Here is a 17,369-nt window from a genome sequence, read left to right on the forward strand (position 1 = left end):
CGAGTCGGTCAGACATGCATGCGATCCCTGCCCGTAGACGGTTATGTTGCACGAGATTCGTGCCTGCGCACCAGCAGCCACGGTCAGCATCTGCCGGCGGAGGCGAGGATGCCTCCACGCAGGCTGGAAGCCTGCGCTACGGAAGGTGTTTGCAGCCCAACCTAACGCAGCGTGACATGTGGGTAATGTATAGCCCAGCGGGGGCGGGGCAGGGTGGGGCGGGTCAGCATCCCCTGGGATCGCACGCCTCCGGTGCGCTGATCGCCCTCATGAACCAATACCCGATTTTGAGCAAGAGTTGACATAAAGACGAAGAGACGCACCATCACGGTGCGTCTCAGATACTTCCGTCACCGCTCAGAACTACCTTGCGCCGTCGCCACGACGCCGGGCAACGAATATCCCGGCCCCAACCAGTGCAATAACGACGAGCACAACCCACAACCAGACCGGCGCACTGCCCCCCTGTGCGGCAGGCGCTGGCGTGGTCGGCGCCGTCGCCTCCGTGCTGGCAGTTGGTGCCGGCTCCACCGCTACTGTCGGCGTCGGCTCAGGGGCGGGGGCAGGTACCAACGGTCGCGGCCCAACAAAGACCGCCGTGGTGCGTCCGGGCACGCTGAAGGTACCGTCGGCGGTATAGCGTGATTGCGTGACCCGCTCATCGCTCGATGCGACCTGAACGTCGTGTAAGGACAGATCGCCATTTGCCAGTTCGGGGATGGTTATCGTCACCGTCTCAGGCCGGGCATTGAACAAGACTACCACTTGCCCGATATTCGGATCGAGTCGGTTTGGGCCATTGTCACTGATGCTCATAACGATCAGACCGGGAATCTGATTAGGCCCGTTATTGAAGAATGAGACCATTCGCTCGATCTCGACAGCCGTCCGCAGGCGGAAGAGAGGTGTACTGCGCCGAATCTGGAGCATCTCGCGGAAGTGTTCATACGTAGCCCGCATCAGGCTAGCGTCCGGTTTGAGTTCTGGGTTGACCAGCAATGGCGCCATGATCGGCCAATTGCTCTGATTGTCCCAGGCCGGAGGTAGACCGGAGCCGAAGGTGTTCTCCTGACCACGCCAGTCAATCCGGTTGAACCAGTCCGATGAGTTGTAGCTATTGCGGTCGAGCGATTTCGAGCGGAGCAGTTCATCACCGGCGTGGAAGAAGGGAATACCCTGCGCCAGCGCGGTCAGCGCGAGACCGAGTTGGGCCATTCGTGCCCGCTCGGCGATGGGTGTACTAGCTGCAGCTTTGAGTTGTACCGCATCAAACAGCGTTTCGTTGTCATGGGCTGAAACGTAGACTATCTGCTCTTGCGGATCAAGCGTGTAGCCGCCGGCCGCGCCACGGTACTTGATCTGCTCGCCGGTTACGAGACGACCTTCGTAATTGATCATCCGATAGGTCTTCAGGTTACCGGCCAGGCCAAGTTTGATCAAATCGGTCTCAGCCAGCAGCTTGACCCGCTGCGCATCCGGTGTCCCTTGCGGGAAATCACTCGGATCGGTAGCCAGGCCGGAAATGAACCCCTGGAGCCGTGGATCGTCGAAGGGACCACCGCCACGGGCTGCGTCGCGGAGGCGGTCTGAGAAGGTACCGATACCGGTACCGGCCATGTTGAATTGGGTAGCGTTAATACCACGGGCATTATTGGCGACTTCGCCAAAATTCCAACCTTCGCCATAGACGATGATTGATTTGCCATCAACCCCATCGCGCTCTAAGGTCAGCGCATCGAGGGCTGCGCGCACCGCCAGCATGTTGTCCTTCATGTGATGGCCCATCAGATCGAATCGGAAGCCATCAACTTTGTAATACTTCGCCCACAGCACCACCGAGTCGATCATCAACTTCTCCATCATGCGATGCTCGGTCGCCGTGTTCGCACAACAGGTGGAAGTCGTGACATTCCCGTCGCCGTCGAGACGGTGGTAGTAGCCAGGCACGATTCGATCAAGAACAGATCGAGGATTCTGACCACTGGCGTTGGTGTGGTTGTACACCACATCCATCACGATGCGCAGGCCGGTTTCATTCAGCGCCTGCACCATCTCGCGAAACTCGAGCGTGCGCTGTGGCCCATCAGGATTGGTGCTGTAACTTCCCTCCGGTACTGAGTAGTGGAAGGGATCGTACCCCCAATTGAAACCGTCAAGATCACGGATCGGTTCGATCAACGCCTGTTGTTCAGGCGAATCGGGTGGGAGCACCCGGAGCTGGTCGTAGGGTAGCGACACCTGCTGCTCACGAATCTCTTCGATAGTGGCAATGTCAAATACCGGCAAGAGGTGAACATGGGTAACACCCGCGTCGGCGAGTTCGGCCAGATGACGCATCCCTACGCTGTCACGAACGGTGAAAGCACGGAACGTACCACGCAGGTCAGCCGGAACACTCTCGTCAAGAATGCTGAAGTCGCGAACATGCAACTCGTAGAGAACCACATCCTCCGGTGCTTCCAGCGGTGGCTTGCGCAGTGTCTCCCAGCCCGGCGGTTGTAATGCCGGATCGTTCAGATCGATAATCTGGCTGCGAGTACTGTTGGCGCTCAGCGCTACCGAATAGGGATCGGTCACCAGGTTGGTCACAACCCGCCCGGTAGCCGGTACGTAGACATCCACTTCAAACAGATAATATTGACCGATCCAGCTCGCTTCACCGCGAATACTCCAGACACCGGTCGCGGCGTCGAGCGTCATCGGCAGCACCACTGCCCGCGTATCCGGTTGGGAATCGGCAAAGCGGTGCAGCCGCACCTGACGGGCCGTTGGTGCCCAGACCCGGATTGTCGGCAGGCCATCTTCAATCGTGACCCCTAGCGGGCCATCGTAGGGGAAGAGAGCATCAAGAGCACCGGGGAACTGGACGCGCGTGGCATCAAGTGGCTGTCCATTCTCATCGTACATCGCCACCACCAGTTGCCCACGGGTTAGCCCGATCAAACGTGCCCGGTCGAGTGGTGGCAGCTTGAATGTGCTAAATCCTGCCAGGTGGGGAAACTTCTTCAGCGCTTCGCCAGGTCCAGCCGGCGAGAAGGTGAGATCGATCCGCTGACCACCAACCACCCCTTCGGGGGTCAGTTTCAGATTACCGCCTGGATCGCTGAACAAGGCATACTGATAACGTGGCGTGCCGATCACATTCCAGACAATCGTATCGGCATCAACCCAATAGGCACGGGCACGCGAAATATCGCCTTTAGGTGCCCCAGCAGTTGAAATCGTCACTTCGCCACTCCCTGCGTTATAGCCGATATAGACCTCACCACCTTCGGCAACGGTAATCGCAAAAGGCGGTCCACCGGCGCCCCCCTCACCAATTGCGCCGTCAAGTGTCTCGCCGATAGCCAGCCGGAGCTGGTAATCACCGGCAGGGATACGGTTGGTAGTAAACGTATACAATCCGTCACCATCAGGGTCTTGCAACCACGAGCCAAGACAGGTTGGATCGTTGGCCGTCGCACACCCGAGAGCCGTCTGAAACTCGCCAACCGCCACAATAATGGGGGTATTGATGCTATCGGTGACCCAATGCGTCTTGTGATCGTAGATAAAGCGCACACTGGTTGGGGCCGGTACCTGTAAGGGAATGTTTGGCCCATCACGGCGCGCATTCAGACCATAATTTTCAGCCCAACTGTCGTTGAGGGCAACTTTGTATTCGTAGGCGCCGGCAGGCAAATCGAACCGGGCGCTCCAGAGGTCTACCGCCGGATCGTAGGTCAGATAGGTGATACTACACGATGGTTGCCAGTCGCCGGGACATCCCAGGACACTCTGGATGGTACCGGGAATAGTGACCGTTTTCGGGTCGGGTGTATTTTGCGCGGCGACCGGAAAACTGGCCAGTGACCAGCAGATCAACAGCAGAACCGACAGTGCTGACAGGCGGCGTCGCGGCCAGACAGAGAGCCACATAGTCGTCCTCTACAGATAGTTGAATGCGGAACTATTTGTGGATAGTATAACACAATATTGGCGAGCCGCTACAGGACATCGGCTCGCCTTAAAGCAATGCTTGAGAGAGGTATTATGGCTACTCGTTGCCGATCCAGGCGTGAAAATCGATATCGACGGCCCGCGAAAAACCACTAATCATATGGTTCATCTTGTGTTCCATTGCCCGCTCGCCAATTGCCTGCAACACACTGCCGGGCATAAACCAGAGCACCTTTGGCACCGGGATGGTCATTGCCAGTTCAACCGTATATTCGACATCGGTACCGTGGGCATGGGGATAAAACACGGCCTCAGCAAAGAGCTGACCTGGGAAGACAAAACCACTAAAGTCAATCGGCGGACCATCATCAACCGGCATAATCCGAATCAGGCGATGAGGCTCGAATGCAGCAGCCACATCGAAGTAGCCGGCCATCGCATGGCCGTGGCCATCAGTCGCTCCGACGAGCAAGCGGTAGCGGTTAGGGCCATAGGTGAAGACATCAATCACATCGGGGAGCAGACTGAAGACAGCCGGCACATCGCAGAAATATTCATAAGCTAGATCGAGCGGCCCCCGAAAACGAAAGAGGTGTACCGCAGCACCACTGAGATCGACGGCCCGGCGCTGCTCTTCGTTGGTTACAGAGGGTGTGTAGGGCGCCGACATAGACGCTCCTTGTGGTCGGGGTTTGTGAACCGACGCAACTTTCATATATGACATCAATTACCGCCAGTATAGCATCTCTGTGCGCCTTGTGCAAGTGTAAACCGGATTGACGTTTTGCTTTTTACGTAATAGAATACAACTAGAACCGCAATGACAGTTCGCAGCCGGGCTGGCCGCAGGAAGGAGCGATCCATGTCAGTGAAAGAGAGCGGCGGCATCTTTGGCATGATGTTCCGCGAAGTAGGTTTCTTCTGGGAACAGGTCTGGAATTGGGCAGAAGAGCAGGCCAAAGCTGATCGCGAACAGGAGAAGATTGATCAGCAGCGTCGCCTGGCCGAAGCGCAGGCTCGTTTGCTCGAACAGATTCGCCTGGCCAAAGAAGCCGGACTTGATGTTGACCGAATTATGGCAACGATCCAGCAGGAATTGAAGAAGTAGTCGGCCTTCCCATACGATATAAATACAGGTGTTTTCAAAGTAACTGACGGCGGTGACCATCTGGTCACCGCCTTATTATGGTGTGCAGTTCCCGTATGCCAACAAAACCGCTTTGCAATGAGTTTTGCCATATCAGCTATAATAGAGGAAGTATGAATAGAATGTAACGCTTACAGCGTATCATCATCAGCCTGAGGAACGGCATGCCAAAAGAGGTTATTACCCAACGGAGCGTTGATTACAACCAGTGGTACCTCGATATTGTGCGGGAAGCTGATCTGGCCGAGGTTGCCGAAGTTGTCCGTGGTTGTATCGTCGTCAAGGCCCACGGCTGGGCGATCTGGGAATTGATGCAGCGTGCACTCGATGATCGGATCAAGGCAACCGGTCATGCCAACGTGCAGTTCCCTCTGCTCATCCCCAAGAGCTTTATTATGAAAGAGGCCGAGCACGTTGAAGGCTTTGCCCCAGAAGTTGCCGAAGTCACCCGCGCTGGCGGTGAAGAACTGGCCGAGCCATATATTATCCGTCCTACCAGCGAGACCATCATCGGTTATTTCTACAGCAAGTGGATTCGCTCGTACCGCGATCTGCCTTTGCTCTACAACCAGTGGGCCAACGTCATGCGCTGGGAAATGCGCACCCGTCCTTTCCTGCGCACGGCTGAATTCTGGTGGCAGGAAGGTCATACTGCGCATGCTACCGAAGCCGAGGCCGAGGAAGAGACACTGCGCATTCTTCACGACGTTTATGCCGATTTCGTTGAAAAAGAGATGGCCGTGCCTGTTATTCGCGGGCTGAAGACTGAAAAAGAGAAATTTCCCGGTGCGCTACGTTCATACTGTATCGAAGCAATGATGCAGGATGGCCGGGCCTTGCAGGCCGGTACGTCGCATAATCTCGGTCAGAATTTTGCGCGCGCCTTCAATATTACCTTTACCGATCAGACCAACACTATGCAATACGCCTGGACGACCAGTTGGGGAGTGAGTACCCGGCTGATCGGTGCGTTGATTATGACCCATTCGGATGATGAGGGGTTGGTATTGCCGCCACGGTTGGCTCCCATTCAGGTGGTGGTAGTGCCGATTTACAAGAACGACGAAGAGCACAGTCTGGTGATGGCCGCCGTTGAGCAGATGACCGCAGCCTGGAAGGGACGCCTGCGCTTCAAAGTTGATGACCGGGACAATTACAGTCCCGGTTATAAATTCAACGAATGGGAGTTGAAAGGTGTTCCGGTTCGGATTGAAATTGGACCGAAAGATGTGGCAAAAGAGACGGTGGCCCTCGCCCGCCGGGATATTCCCGGTAAAGCTGGCAAGAGCTTCGTTCCCCAGGCCGGTCTGACCGAGCGGATTGAGGCATTGTTGAATGAGATGCAGACCGCACTCTTTCAGCGTGCGCTTGCTTTCCGCGAAGCGCACACTGCGGATGTCACTAGCTACGATGAATTGAAAGAACAGATCGAACGAGGCTTTGCCCGCGCGTACTGGGCCGGTGATACCGCTGATGAAAAGCGCATTCAAGAAGAGACGCGGGCGACAATCCGTTGCATTCCGCTCGAGCAGCCGGGATCGGTCGGTCGCTGTGTTTACACCGGTCGCGAAACGGATCGTCAGGTGATCTTTGCCCGTGCCTATTGATGCGGTACCTGTTTAGTGTTGGAGAATACCATGAGTGCTATTCTGAGCAGCTTAGCTGCATTCATTCGTGAACGGTTACCGCAGACAAGCGTACGTTTGCTGCACGCCGTGCAGAGCAGTAGTAGCGGATATGCTACAATCCCGGCTGACGAACTCCGCCCAGCCCTGCAACGTTCGGTTGAGACGATCTGTACTGTCTTTGGTGACAACAATGCTGGTCCACTGAACGAATGGGCACCCTACATCGGTGAACGGCGCGTCCGGATGGGGCTATCGCTTGACGATATGATGAGCGTCGTCTCAGGTATCCGTGAGTTTTGCTGGCAGGAGTTAATCGAATTCGGTAGTGATCGTCTGACCATCGCTGATGTGCGTCAATTTGAAGATGCCATCAGCGAATTTAACCGCTTACTGTTGTTGGGATACAGTCAGGCAATGCTGACCCTCCAGCAAGAGTTGCGTGATCAGGCCGAACAGATTGCTGCGCAGCAGCAGACTATCCGCGAGCTGAGTACCCCTATTCTACCGCTCTACGAAGGGATTCTGGTCTTGCCACTGGTTGGCGCAATTGACAGTTTCCGCGCCGGCCAGATTATGGAACGTCTGCTAACAGCCATTGCTGAACGCCAGTCAGATATTGTGATTATTGATATTACAGGTGTACCGGTGATCGATACTGCGGTCGCCAACTATCTCTTGCAGACGGCGCGGGCGGCGCAGTTGATCGGCGCCCAGGTGATTCTGGTTGGTATTGGCCCGGAAATTGCGCAGACGATTGTGCAACTGGGCGTTGATCTGCGTGGAATCCAGATCGGAGCTAATCTTCAGGCTGGTATCGAACTGGCATTAAGTCAGCAAGGCTATACTATTGGCTGATCAGGTGAGGTGCTGATGCCCCAGGTCATTGCTAACATCGTCGCCTTCTGCGAGGTGCGCCTGGTCGAAACTGCTGAATGGTTGACTGATGCGCTTCGTAACCACTATGCAAACTATGTGGCCATGGATCGGGTCGTGTTGCTGCAAGCGACAACTACGTCGCTAAAGACATTGAATCCATGCGATTGGAACCGGCGATTTGAAACCATTTCTTGACCATGCCCGCTCAATTGGCAAGGCACGGGCCAGTAGTGGGTTCATTGCCGCCGATATGTTCGGTGCGTTGAATGAATTGCGCCGCATTGCCTGGAAGCTAATAGAGACATTCAATCGCGAATATCGGATGGTGACTGTTAATCATGTGCGGCGATTAGAAGATATTATTCACGCTTTTGGACAGGAATTACTCACCAGTTTTAGCGTTATGTATCGTGATGTGCAGCTTCAGATCAATGATCAGGCTGCACAGATCGCGGCTCAACAACAGACTATTCGTGAGTTGAGTACACCGATCCTCCCGCTCTACGAAGGCATTCTGGTTGTGCCACTGGTCGGGGTGATTGATAGCTTCCGCGCCGGCCAGATGATCGAACGTCTGCTCACCGCAATCGTCGAACGTCAATCAGATATCGTGATTATTGACATCACCGGTGTGCCAGTAATCGATACCGCAGTTGCAAATTGCCTCTTACAGACGGCTCGGGCAGCACAGTTGATTGGGACGCAGGTGATTCAGATCGGGATCGGCCCGGAAATAGCCCAAACTCTTGTGCAACTTGGAGTTGACCTGAGTGGCATCCAGGTTGGAGCAACTCTGCAAACCGGGATTGAGCTGGCATTCCGGCTTACCGGTCATGAGATAAGACCACTACACCGATAGATGCCAATCTCAGGCTGTCGCTGTTTGGTTACAGGAACCTTGCCCTACACTCCGCAGATAAGCGTCCGTTACCGGGTGAGGTTTGATTTAGCACTCTTTTTGACAATGTAATATAATATGCGGTGCAGCGATAAGGAGGTCGCGTGGCAGACATCTTCACCGATCTACAAGACTTTCTGTTGGCCCAGCGTTCGGCAATGGAACAGGCACTGTTGCAACAGGTGCAACGCCAGAGTGCCGGTTATGCTCGCTTTGATCAGGAAGAGCTGTCGCTTTCGGTAGGAACTACTATCGAATCGCTAGCGGAGGCAATTGGTACTCAAGATCTGCTACCGTTGCTGGCATATGCAGAAGCACTTGGTGAAGTGCGCGCCCATACCGGTTTTTTGCTCAGCGATGTTTTGATTGCAGTCGATATCTTTCGTTCGCTCATCTGGGACGCGCTGATGACCTTTGCTGCTGAGCGCCCGGATTGTACCGTTGACACGGTGCGTACTGTGGAAGATATGCTGGAGCAGTTTAGACGTGCTATCGTCACCAGTTTTAGCTTTACATATGATCAATTGCACCGCCAGCTTCGCGACCAAACCGATCAAATTGAGGCTCAACAACAAACTATTCGTGAACTGAGTACCCCTATTCTTCCGCTTTACGAAGGGATTCTTGTCGTGCCACTGGTTGGCGCGATTGACAGTTTCCGCGCCGGCCAGATGATGGAACGCCTGCTAACGACGGTTGCCGAGCGTCAATCAGACATTGTGATCATTGACATTACCGGCGTGCCGGTGATTGATACCGCTGTCGCGAGTTACCTGTTGCAAACAGCACGGTCAGCACAATTGATCGGGGCACAGGTGATTCTGGTCGGGATTGGCCCGGAAATTGCCCAGACCATCGTACAGCTTGGAGTTGATCTCGGCCACATTCTCATTGGCGCTAATCTGCAAAATGGGATCGAGCTGGCATTTCGACGTCTGGGGCGGCAGATTCTGCGTAAGAGAAGCGATAATTATTATGGACAATTATGATTCAGCTCTGTCTGGCTTCAGAAATAAACGCACAATCTTCGCACGGTTTCTGCCCAACATTGCGATTGTGCTGCCCGTTGCAATCGTAACTCGACTATGCTAGAATAATCCACGTCTATGTAAAGGTTTTTTTTCACCATAACCGGTGCCCAGCGTGAAAGTAGTATCACACGCTGCGCCGGCAGGTACGTCGGTTCGTGCATTCGTGCAACGAAGGAGTTGGGATCATGCAGGATCTGAATGCCGTCCAAAACCTTGCAGTCTGGGCCGTTCTCGTCATCTCACTGCTCGGTATCGGTTACGCCTTCTTCATTCGTAGTCAAATCCTCGCCCAGGATACGGGTACTCCCAAAATGCGTGAGGTTTGGGGTTTTATCAAGACCGGCGCCAATGCCTATCTGAGTCAACAATTCCGTACGATTTCAATTTTGATCGTGATTTTGACATTTGTGCTGGCAGCGAGTGTGTTTATTATTCCCCCCACGACTGAAGCCGTTGAACGTTTTGGCAGCAAGGAAGCGGCAACGCTCTGGGTAGCCATTGGGCGGGCAGTAGCCTTCCTGATGGGATCGCTCTTCAGCTATGCCGTTGGCTTCGTTGGCATGAATGTGGCGGTAGAGGGGAATGTGCGGGTCGCTGCAGCAGCCCGGAAAGGTTATAATCCAGCGTTGCAGGTGGCGTATAAATCCGGTTCTGTGACCGGCATGCTGACGGTCGGTCTCGGTCTGCTCGGCGGTACGCTAATCTTTATGGTGTTCGGGATTGCCGCTCCGGATGCGCTGCTTGGTTTTGGCTTTGGCGGATCGCTGATCGCACTCTTTATGCGCGTTGGTGGTGGTATCTACACCAAGGCGGCTGATGTTGGGGCTGATCTGGTGGGCAAGGTTGAGGCCGGCATTCCAGAAGATGATCCCCGCAATGCTGCCGTTATCGCCGACCTGGTCGGCGATAACGTCGGTGACTGTGCCGGTATGGCTGCCGACGTGTTTGAGAGCTTTGAAGTGACCCTGGTCTCGGCTTTGATCCTGGGATTGGTGCTGGGTGATGCCGTGGTTGGTACCATCGGTGATGGGGCTTACGATCTGCGCTTTATCATCTTCCCATTGGTACTGCGCGCCATTGGTGTTGTTGCGTCGGTGATCGGCAACCTCTTTGTCACCACCGATGAGCGCAAGCGCAACGCAATGGCTGCGATGAATCGCGGCTTCTATATTGCTGCCGGGTTGGCAATTGCAGCCAGTGCCGCAGCTACGCCCGTCTTTATGGTGAACGAAGCAACCGGCGAAGTTGACTGGCGACCGTTCTTCGCCACTCTGTCGGGTGTGGTGCTGGCAATTGTGTTGGATAAGCTGACCGAATACTTCACCAGCACCCACTTTAGCCCGGTGAAAGAGACTTCTAAGGCTTCACAGACCGGATCGGCGACCAATATTCTCTCTGGTCTGGCGCTGGGTATGGAGAGTAGCGTTTGGGCGATTCTGGTGATCTCGGCCTCGATCTTTACCTCAGTTCTGATCTATGCCGGTGAGCCGGCGGCTACCCAGTTTACCGCTATTCTCTACGGCGTGTCGCTGACCGGTATCGGGATGTTGCTGTTGACCGGCAATACCATCTCGATGGACAGCTTCGGGCCGATCTCGGACAACGCGAACGGGATTGGCGAGATGGCTGGCCTCGACAAGAATGCCCGCAATGTGATGGACGATCTCGATGCAGTTGGTAACACGACCAAAGCAGTGACCAAAGGTATCGCTATCGGTTCAGCAGTGATTGCGGCAGTGGCACTTTATGGGTCGTATTTCACTGACGTGAACAAGGTTTTGCAGCAAATGATCAATGAAGGCCGGCAAGGCATTGAATTGCTGGCATCGATCAACGTTGCTGCTCCACCGGTATTTATCGGCTTGCTCATCGGTGGTGCAGTACCATTCCTCTTCTCGGCACTCACCATTCGGGCCGTATCGCGGGCAGCAGCACAAATTGTCAATGAGGTACGCCGACAATTCCGTATTCCGGGTTTGATGGAAGGCAAAGTGCAGCCCGACTATGCCCGTGCCGTCCAGATTTCAACCACTGCCGCTCAGAAGGAATTGATCAGTTTGGGGTTGATTGCTGTGATGGTGCCAATTATCGTCGGCTTTACATTGGGTGTCGAAGCGTTGGGCGGCTTCCTGGCCGGGATTATCCTGACTGGTCAGTTGATGGCTGTGTTCCAAGCCAATGCTGGTGGTGCCTGGGATAACGCCAAGAAGTATATCGAAGAGGGGAATTTCGGCGGTAAGCACAGCGAGCCACACAAGGCCGCAGTGGTTGGTGATACGGTCGGTGACCCACTGAAAGATACGGCTGGCCCGGCGCTCAACCCGATGATCAAGGTGATCAATCTGGTCGCGTTGATTATTGCTCCCATCGTGGTGACTATTGAACCCGGTAGCCCTGGCGTGATTATCGCTATGATTATCTGTGGTGCGGCGTTGGTCTGGGCTATCTGGCAGAGCAAGCGCGAGAGCGAGTCACTCAAGGAGATCGCCCAGGCACCGGCTTCGGCTGATTAAGAACCTATCCGAAAAATCGCTTCTGAGGCACTTTTCGTAGAGCGAGATGTCATCTCGCCCCACTTTTCGGATGGGCTCTAACCACTTGGCTGTGCGATAAATACACCCCCTGTGCTGAACTGCACGGGGGGTTTTGTCTATCGGCTTTTCCATATTGAGATATAGTCTCATCTTGCCGACTCGCCGCACCACTGGTATCAAATCCGGTTTAGTAGGGTTATCGCTCGTGATCGCCCCATTCTGCCGATGGCGATCTGATCACGGATACGAGGAACAATGTTTCTGCTGACCACGGAGTGGTATTGCACGCCGGCATGGATTTGGTTTCCCGGTTACGTTACTCGTGGCGCGTGGTTTGGCGTGGGGCCACGCTGCTGCATCCGCCGTGCGCACCGGTAGGAGGGGGCGCAGTATGTACCCCGGTGTGTAACCCCGGTGAATTAGGATGCATGAGCATAGACAGGAATCACCCACGAGGCGCCGGTTCATCGTAGACAACGCCGCAATATGCCGTGAAGCGGCTGACCAATAACGATTGATAGCCTCGGCGTCGCGTTGATGCCAAGTATTGGTTAAGATGTGATGTGACTATCTCAGAGCACCGCTGGACGTAGCGAACGGATGATATGCTATCCGGTCACCATCCTGGCAGCACACCTGAGTGCAGATGCACCTGAACCGATGCTTCTGTGTCAGCGACGACCCACGCGGCTCGCCGTCGGCACGCCCGCTAGCACATCAACACGAGGATGACACCTGGACGATGCTGATTATTGGCAAAAGTTGATACCATTATCAAACAATACATTTGCCAGTACTGTAGGTGTGCTATACTGTTCGTGCCTGAATTGTCAGAACGTATTACCAATTCCCAAATCGATACATGACAGGTGATCTTTTAGCTAACCTCAATGAACCGCAGCAACGTGCCGTGACTACCATTACCGGGCCGGTGCTGGTACTGGCCGGGCCGGGGAGTGGTAAGACTCGTGTGCTTACTCATCGAATCGCCTATCTGATCGCCGAAACGGGGATTGATCCGCTTCAGATACTGGCAGTCACCTTCACCAACAAGGCAGCGCGTGAGATTCGCGAGCGTCTGAACCTACTCGTGGGCGAGACCGTTGCTCATGAGATAACCATCGGTACCTTTCACGCAATTTGTACGCGCTGGCTGCGGCGCGATATTGTTTATCTCGGTCGTGAACGCGATTTCGTCATCTACGACAGCGATGATCAAGAACGCATAATGAAGCGGGTGTTGCGCGAATTGAATCTCAATGAAAAGCAGTATCCGCCTCGCGCTATTCTAGGGGTCATTTCACGAGCCAAAAATGAGCTGGTCGATCCAGAGGCATTTGCCCGCACTGCCCGTAGCTACTTCGACGAGATTGTCGCCCGTTGCTATACCAGCTACCAACAACTCTTGATCGAAAGCAATGCGCTCGACTTCGATGATCTACTCGTTGAAACGGTGCGCCTGTTCCAGGAACATCCCACTATTCTTCATCAGTACCATCAGCGCTACCGGTTTCTGCTCGTTGATGAGTATCAGGATACGAATCGTGCCCAGTATCTGATCGTGCGTGCTCTTGCCGAACGCGACCGCAATCTGTTTGTGGTCGGGGATGAAGCACAGAGTATCTATGCCTGGCGTGGCGCCGATATTCGTAATATCTTGCAATTTGAACACGATTATCCCGATGCCAGGGTAATTTTGCTCGAACAGAATTATCGCAGTACGCAGGCAATTCTCGATGCTGCGCAGGCGTTGATGCACGCCAGCCCCCAACGCAAATACGCCAAAAACCTCTGGACGGTTAACGGTAAAGGCGAGGCGGTCATGCTGTACGAGGCAAGCGATGAAGAGGACGAAGTCCAGTTTGTCGTTGATGAAATCCTGCGCTTAATCGCGGAAGGAAAGGCTCGGCCCGGCGACTGCGCCGTCATGTACCGCACCAATGCGCAGTCCCGTCTGGTTGAAGAGGCACTCGTTCACGCGGGTGTGCCGTACTATGTGGTCGGAGGGGTGCGTTTCTACGAACGCAAAGAGATCAAAGATGTGCTCGCGTATCTCCGGCTGATAGCAAATCTATACGATAGCGTCAGTCTACAACGCATCATCAACTGGCCAGGGCGTGGGATTGGCGAGCGTACCGTTGCAGAGCTGATCGCCTGGGCCAGGATGTTGGGGCTACCACTCTATCAGGCGTTGCGCGAGATAGCGGATAATGATGCGATTTCCCACCCCTTTGGTGGGCGAGCGCGTACTGCACTAACAGAATTTTATCGCCTGCTGAGTGAGCTGCATCAGTTGCACGGAATGATGGCGCTAAGTGATCTGATCGATTATCTGCTCAATCGGATCGACGTGCGCGCAACGCTCAAAAGCGAATACGATAGCGACGAAGCCGATGATCGCTGGCGCAACGTGCAGGAGTTACGAAATGCAGCATTGAAGTATGTCAACTTGCCGGTAGAAAGTCAACTTACTGCCTTTCTCGAAGAAATTGCCCTGGTTGCTGATGTTGATGCGATTGATCACAACAGCGATACGGTCACCTGCATCACACTCCATCAGGCGAAAGGGCTTGAGTTTCCCTGTGTTTTTCTGCTGGGGATTGAAGAGGGACTACTGCCGCACAGCCGGTCGCTGGATAACCGCGACTCGATTGAAGAAGAGCGTCGTCTCCTTTATGTCGGGATGACCCGTGCCCAACGGCGTTTATACCTCTGTCATGCGACAAAACGCACCCTGTTTGGTCGGGTGAATATCGGTGCCCGCTCACGGTTTCTCAACGACATTCCACCGCCACTCGTCCAGCAGGTGCGTCGTCGTGGTTATCGGGCTATTCCCGCTGTACCTGGGGGAACGTGGCAGTTCCGCACCTCTGGTCAGTCTGTGCAGAGTCGACGTCCTTCAAAAAACCAGGCACCACTCCCTACACCACAAAAAGCCGTTTTCTTCCCTGGACAGCGTGTGCGACACGCCACCTTCGGCGAAGGAATTGTCGTTGACAGCCGCCTGATCGAAGGTGATGAAGAGGTGACCGTCCGTTTTGCTGATCGCGAACGCCGGCTATTGGCGAGTTTTGCCCGCCTTGAGCAGATCAGGGACGGATAAAGGTCTCAATCGGCCGTTGGTGCACTTCGCTGACCAGAAACTCGCGCAAGGCACGGGCTGCCGGCGAAGCTGTGCGATCACTCCGCCAGACCAGGCCGAGTGAACGGGTCAGATGCTGGTCAGACACCGTCAGGCGCACGACATCAGTACAACCGGCGACGGCCAGGGCAGGTACCAGCGATACCCCCAATCCGGCAGCCACAAAACGCACCAGGGTTTCCGTTTCCCCACCCTCCAGCACGGTCTGAGGCGTAAAACCAGCTTCGCGACAGGCCTTTAAGGTCGCCTCGCGCAACTCATAGCTTGATGGGGATAAAATCCAGCGTTCGTGACGAAGCTCCGTCATCATCACTTCACTGCGCCGGGCCAGTGGGTGGGTCGTACTGACAATCAGAACCAGCGGCTCATTCAACAGCGGGGTTACCGTCAACTGTTCATCGGCCACCGGCAGCGCAACAACTGCCAGATCGGTGATACCGGCTTCAAGCAGATCAAGCAGTGACTGTATACCTGCCTCATGTAGGCGCAACGTGATACCAGGATACCGCTGATGAAAGATAGTGAGCAGTGGTGGCAAGAGATGGGTACCCACGGTTGGTGGTGCGCCGATGCTAACCCGACCGGCTTTCAAGCCAATGCGCTCGGCCATTGCAGCCCGCGCCTCTTCGACCTGAGCGAGAATGGCCCGCGCATACGGTAACAGAGCTTCACCAGCTTCTGTCAGGCGTAAACTACGCCCTACCCGATCAAAGAGGGTAATACCCAGTTCCCGTTCAAGCTGACTGATCTGCTTACTGAGCGCCGGTTGGGCGATATGCAGCTCGGCTGCAGCGCGTGTCACGTGTGAATGACGGGCTACGGCTTCAAAGTAGCGTAGATGGCGAAGTTCCATACTCTTACCCTTCCGTATTAGCGAACACTCTGCATGGTATGATACCAAATCCCGCCGGTTATGTGTGTTAGGACTTGACAATTGACGTAGACATGTCATTGTCGTGATCACGCGACTAGATACATCATCGTAACCGTGGTTAACGGGTGGATGGGTTAGGTTGCACGCAAAACGTTGCATCCTCTGGCTGAACCGTCTATAATCTGAGCAGCAGAGAGACCGGTTGCACGGGCAGCAGAGGAGAATCAGCAGTGTCAAGCGAAGAACTACAACAGCGCATCACAAACGCCATCCAGGCCTACCGCGAAGAGATTGATCGCACCCGTCGTGAAATCAACGAGGTAGAGTCGTTGCTGCGCCAGAATATGGCTGAAGTAGATCGGTTGGCGATGCGCGAAACTTCAATAGCTAACCGGGTACGTGATCTTGACGTCAATCTTGATCGCTACGAGAAAACCGATATCAAAACCTTCTTCAGCACCCTGATAGAAGTGCAGATGCGGTTGCAGACTATGCGGGCACAAGTTGATCAGTTACAGGCCCGTCGTGAAACGCTACGTAACCGGCAGAGTCTGCTGAGTGAAATCGTTGAATTGCTGGAACAGGCTGTGAGTGAGTTGGCGCGGAGTGCAAAGATCGCCGATCTCCCCTTTGATCCGCAAACTATGATTGCCAACATCATTCAATCGCAGGAGAGTGAACGGCTGCGCATCTCGCTCCAGATGCACGATGGTCCGGCCCAGGCGATGAGCAACCTGGTGCTGCGAGCTGAAATCTGTCAGCGCCTGCTCGACCGCGACCTTGATCAGGCCCGTGCCGAACTGGTTGCTCTTAAGACAGCAGTCAACAATACGCTGCAAGAGACGCGCAAATTCATCTTCGATCTTCGCCCAATGACCCTCGACGATCTGGGTTTGGTGCCAACGCTGCGCCGCTACGTTGCACAGATTGCCGAAAAACACAAGATCGATGTTAACCTCACGGTGCAAAACCTCGACCAACGTCTGCCCGGACACTATGAAGTAACGATCTTCCGATTTATCCAGGAAGCCATCAATAACGTCGTGCGCCACTCTGGTGCGACCCAGGCCCGTGTGATGCTCGAAAACAGCGACAATATTCTCCAGATATTGATTGAAGACAACGGGAGTGGCTTTGCGGTCAAAGAAGCGATTGCCGCTGCTGGTACTCGTAAGAATATGGGACTGGCGAATATGCGCCAACAGATCGAGGTGCTCTTGCAGGGCGAATTTGGTATTGAGAGTGCTCTTGGACGTGGCACGCGAGTCGCGGCGACCGTGCCGTTGCCGTGAGATTTCTC

The 17,369-nt window shown here is 54.6% G+C and carries 12 protein-coding genes; 9 read left to right on the forward strand and 3 right to left on the reverse strand.

Features of this window, described 5'->3' with window-relative positions:
* Window positions 1-363: 363 nt before the first annotated feature.
* Entirely contained in the window at window positions 364-3,918 is a 3,555-nt protein-coding gene (pulA, locus tag VAE55_RS05510) for a pullulanase-type alpha-1,6-glucosidase (protein ID WP_322814800.1), read from the reverse strand.
* 118 nt (window positions 3,919-4,036) lie between these two features.
* Window positions 4,037-4,609: a DUF1997 domain-containing protein gene (locus tag VAE55_RS05515; protein ID WP_322814801.1), complete on the reverse strand. Its 573-nt coding sequence runs from the start codon at window positions 4,607-4,609 to the stop codon at window positions 4,037-4,039.
* 192 nt (window positions 4,610-4,801) lie between these two features.
* Between VAE55_RS05515 and VAE55_RS05520 the strand changes: the two genes are divergently transcribed.
* The 8 genes from VAE55_RS05520 (at window position 4,802) to VAE55_RS05555 (ending at window position 15,156) form a co-directional block, all read left to right on the forward strand.
* Complete coding sequence (locus tag VAE55_RS05520; RefSeq protein ID WP_012257195.1) at window positions 4,802-5,047, forward strand: hypothetical protein; 246 nt, start codon at window positions 4,802-4,804, stop codon at window positions 5,045-5,047.
* Between the two features lie 203 nt (window positions 5,048-5,250).
* On the forward strand, window positions 5,251-6,693 hold the full coding sequence (gene proS / locus VAE55_RS05525; protein WP_322814802.1) for a proline--tRNA ligase: 1,443 nt from the start codon (window positions 5,251-5,253) through the stop codon (window positions 6,691-6,693).
* A gap of 30 nt (window positions 6,694-6,723) precedes the next feature.
* Entirely contained in the window at window positions 6,724-7,569 is an 846-nt protein-coding gene (locus tag VAE55_RS05530) for an STAS domain-containing protein (protein ID WP_322814803.1), read from the forward strand.
* Window positions 7,570-7,584: 15 nt separating this feature from the next.
* Complete coding sequence (locus VAE55_RS05535; protein WP_322814804.1) at window positions 7,585-7,785, forward strand: hypothetical protein; 201 nt, start codon at window positions 7,585-7,587, stop codon at window positions 7,783-7,785.
* Window positions 7,769-8,449 (forward strand): STAS domain-containing protein, encoded by a 681-nt coding sequence (locus tag VAE55_RS05540; RefSeq protein WP_322814805.1) that lies wholly within the window; start codon window positions 7,769-7,771, stop codon window positions 8,447-8,449. The genes VAE55_RS05535 and VAE55_RS05540 overlap by 17 nt, the downstream gene beginning before the upstream one ends.
* Before the next feature lie 143 nt (window positions 8,450-8,592).
* On the forward strand, window positions 8,593-9,477 hold the full coding sequence (locus VAE55_RS05545) for an STAS domain-containing protein (RefSeq protein WP_322814806.1): 885 nt from the start codon (window positions 8,593-8,595) through the stop codon (window positions 9,475-9,477).
* Window positions 9,478-9,704: 227 nt separating this feature from the next.
* The gene (locus VAE55_RS05550; protein ID WP_322814807.1) at window positions 9,705-12,032 is read left to right on the forward strand and encodes a sodium-translocating pyrophosphatase; all 2,328 of its coding nucleotides are present in this window, start codon (window positions 9,705-9,707) and stop codon (window positions 12,030-12,032) included.
* 883 nt (window positions 12,033-12,915) lie between these two features.
* Entirely contained in the window at window positions 12,916-15,156 is a 2,241-nt protein-coding gene (locus VAE55_RS05555) for an ATP-dependent helicase (RefSeq protein WP_322814808.1), read from the forward strand.
* On the opposite strand, the gene VAE55_RS05560 is transcribed toward VAE55_RS05555, so the two are convergent.
* The gene (locus tag VAE55_RS05560; RefSeq protein ID WP_322814809.1) at window positions 15,143-16,048 is read right to left on the reverse strand and encodes a LysR family transcriptional regulator; all 906 of its coding nucleotides are present in this window, start codon (window positions 16,046-16,048) and stop codon (window positions 15,143-15,145) included. The genes VAE55_RS05555 and VAE55_RS05560 overlap by 14 nt on opposite strands.
* Before the next feature lie 251 nt (window positions 16,049-16,299).
* Between VAE55_RS05560 and VAE55_RS05565 the strand changes: the two genes are divergently transcribed.
* The gene (locus tag VAE55_RS05565) at window positions 16,300-17,361 is read left to right on the forward strand and encodes a sensor histidine kinase (protein ID WP_322814810.1); all 1,062 of its coding nucleotides are present in this window, start codon (window positions 16,300-16,302) and stop codon (window positions 17,359-17,361) included.
* Window positions 17,362-17,369: the final 8 nt, after the last annotated feature.

The organism is Chloroflexus sp. (genome assembly GCF_034432675.1).
Lineage (GTDB): Bacteria > Chloroflexota > Chloroflexia > Chloroflexales > Chloroflexaceae > Chloroflexus.

Excerpts from the sequence above, each read along its gene's own strand:
- pulA (WP_322814800.1), bottom strand. The coding sequence starts at position 3,918 with ATGTGGCTCTCTGTCTGGCCGCGACGCCGCCTGTCAGCACTGTCGGTT.
- VAE55_RS05515 (WP_322814801.1), bottom strand. The coding sequence starts at position 4,609 with ATGTCGGCGCCCTACACACCCTCTGTAACCAACGAAGAGCAGCGCCGG.
- VAE55_RS05520 (WP_012257195.1), top strand. The coding sequence starts at position 4,802 with ATGTCAGTGAAAGAGAGCGGCGGCATCTTTGGCATGATGTTCCGCGAA.
- proS (WP_322814802.1), top strand. The coding sequence starts at position 5,251 with ATGCCAAAAGAGGTTATTACCCAACGGAGCGTTGATTACAACCAGTGG.
- VAE55_RS05530 (WP_322814803.1), top strand. The coding sequence starts at position 6,724 with ATGAGTGCTATTCTGAGCAGCTTAGCTGCATTCATTCGTGAACGGTTA.
- VAE55_RS05535 (WP_322814804.1), top strand. The coding sequence starts at position 7,585 with ATGCCCCAGGTCATTGCTAACATCGTCGCCTTCTGCGAGGTGCGCCTG.
- VAE55_RS05550 (WP_322814807.1), top strand. The coding sequence starts at position 9,705 with ATGCAGGATCTGAATGCCGTCCAAAACCTTGCAGTCTGGGCCGTTCTC.
- VAE55_RS05555 (WP_322814808.1), top strand. The coding sequence starts at position 12,916 with ATGACAGGTGATCTTTTAGCTAACCTCAATGAACCGCAGCAACGTGCC.
- VAE55_RS05560 (WP_322814809.1), bottom strand. The coding sequence starts at position 16,048 with ATGGAACTTCGCCATCTACGCTACTTTGAAGCCGTAGCCCGTCATTCA.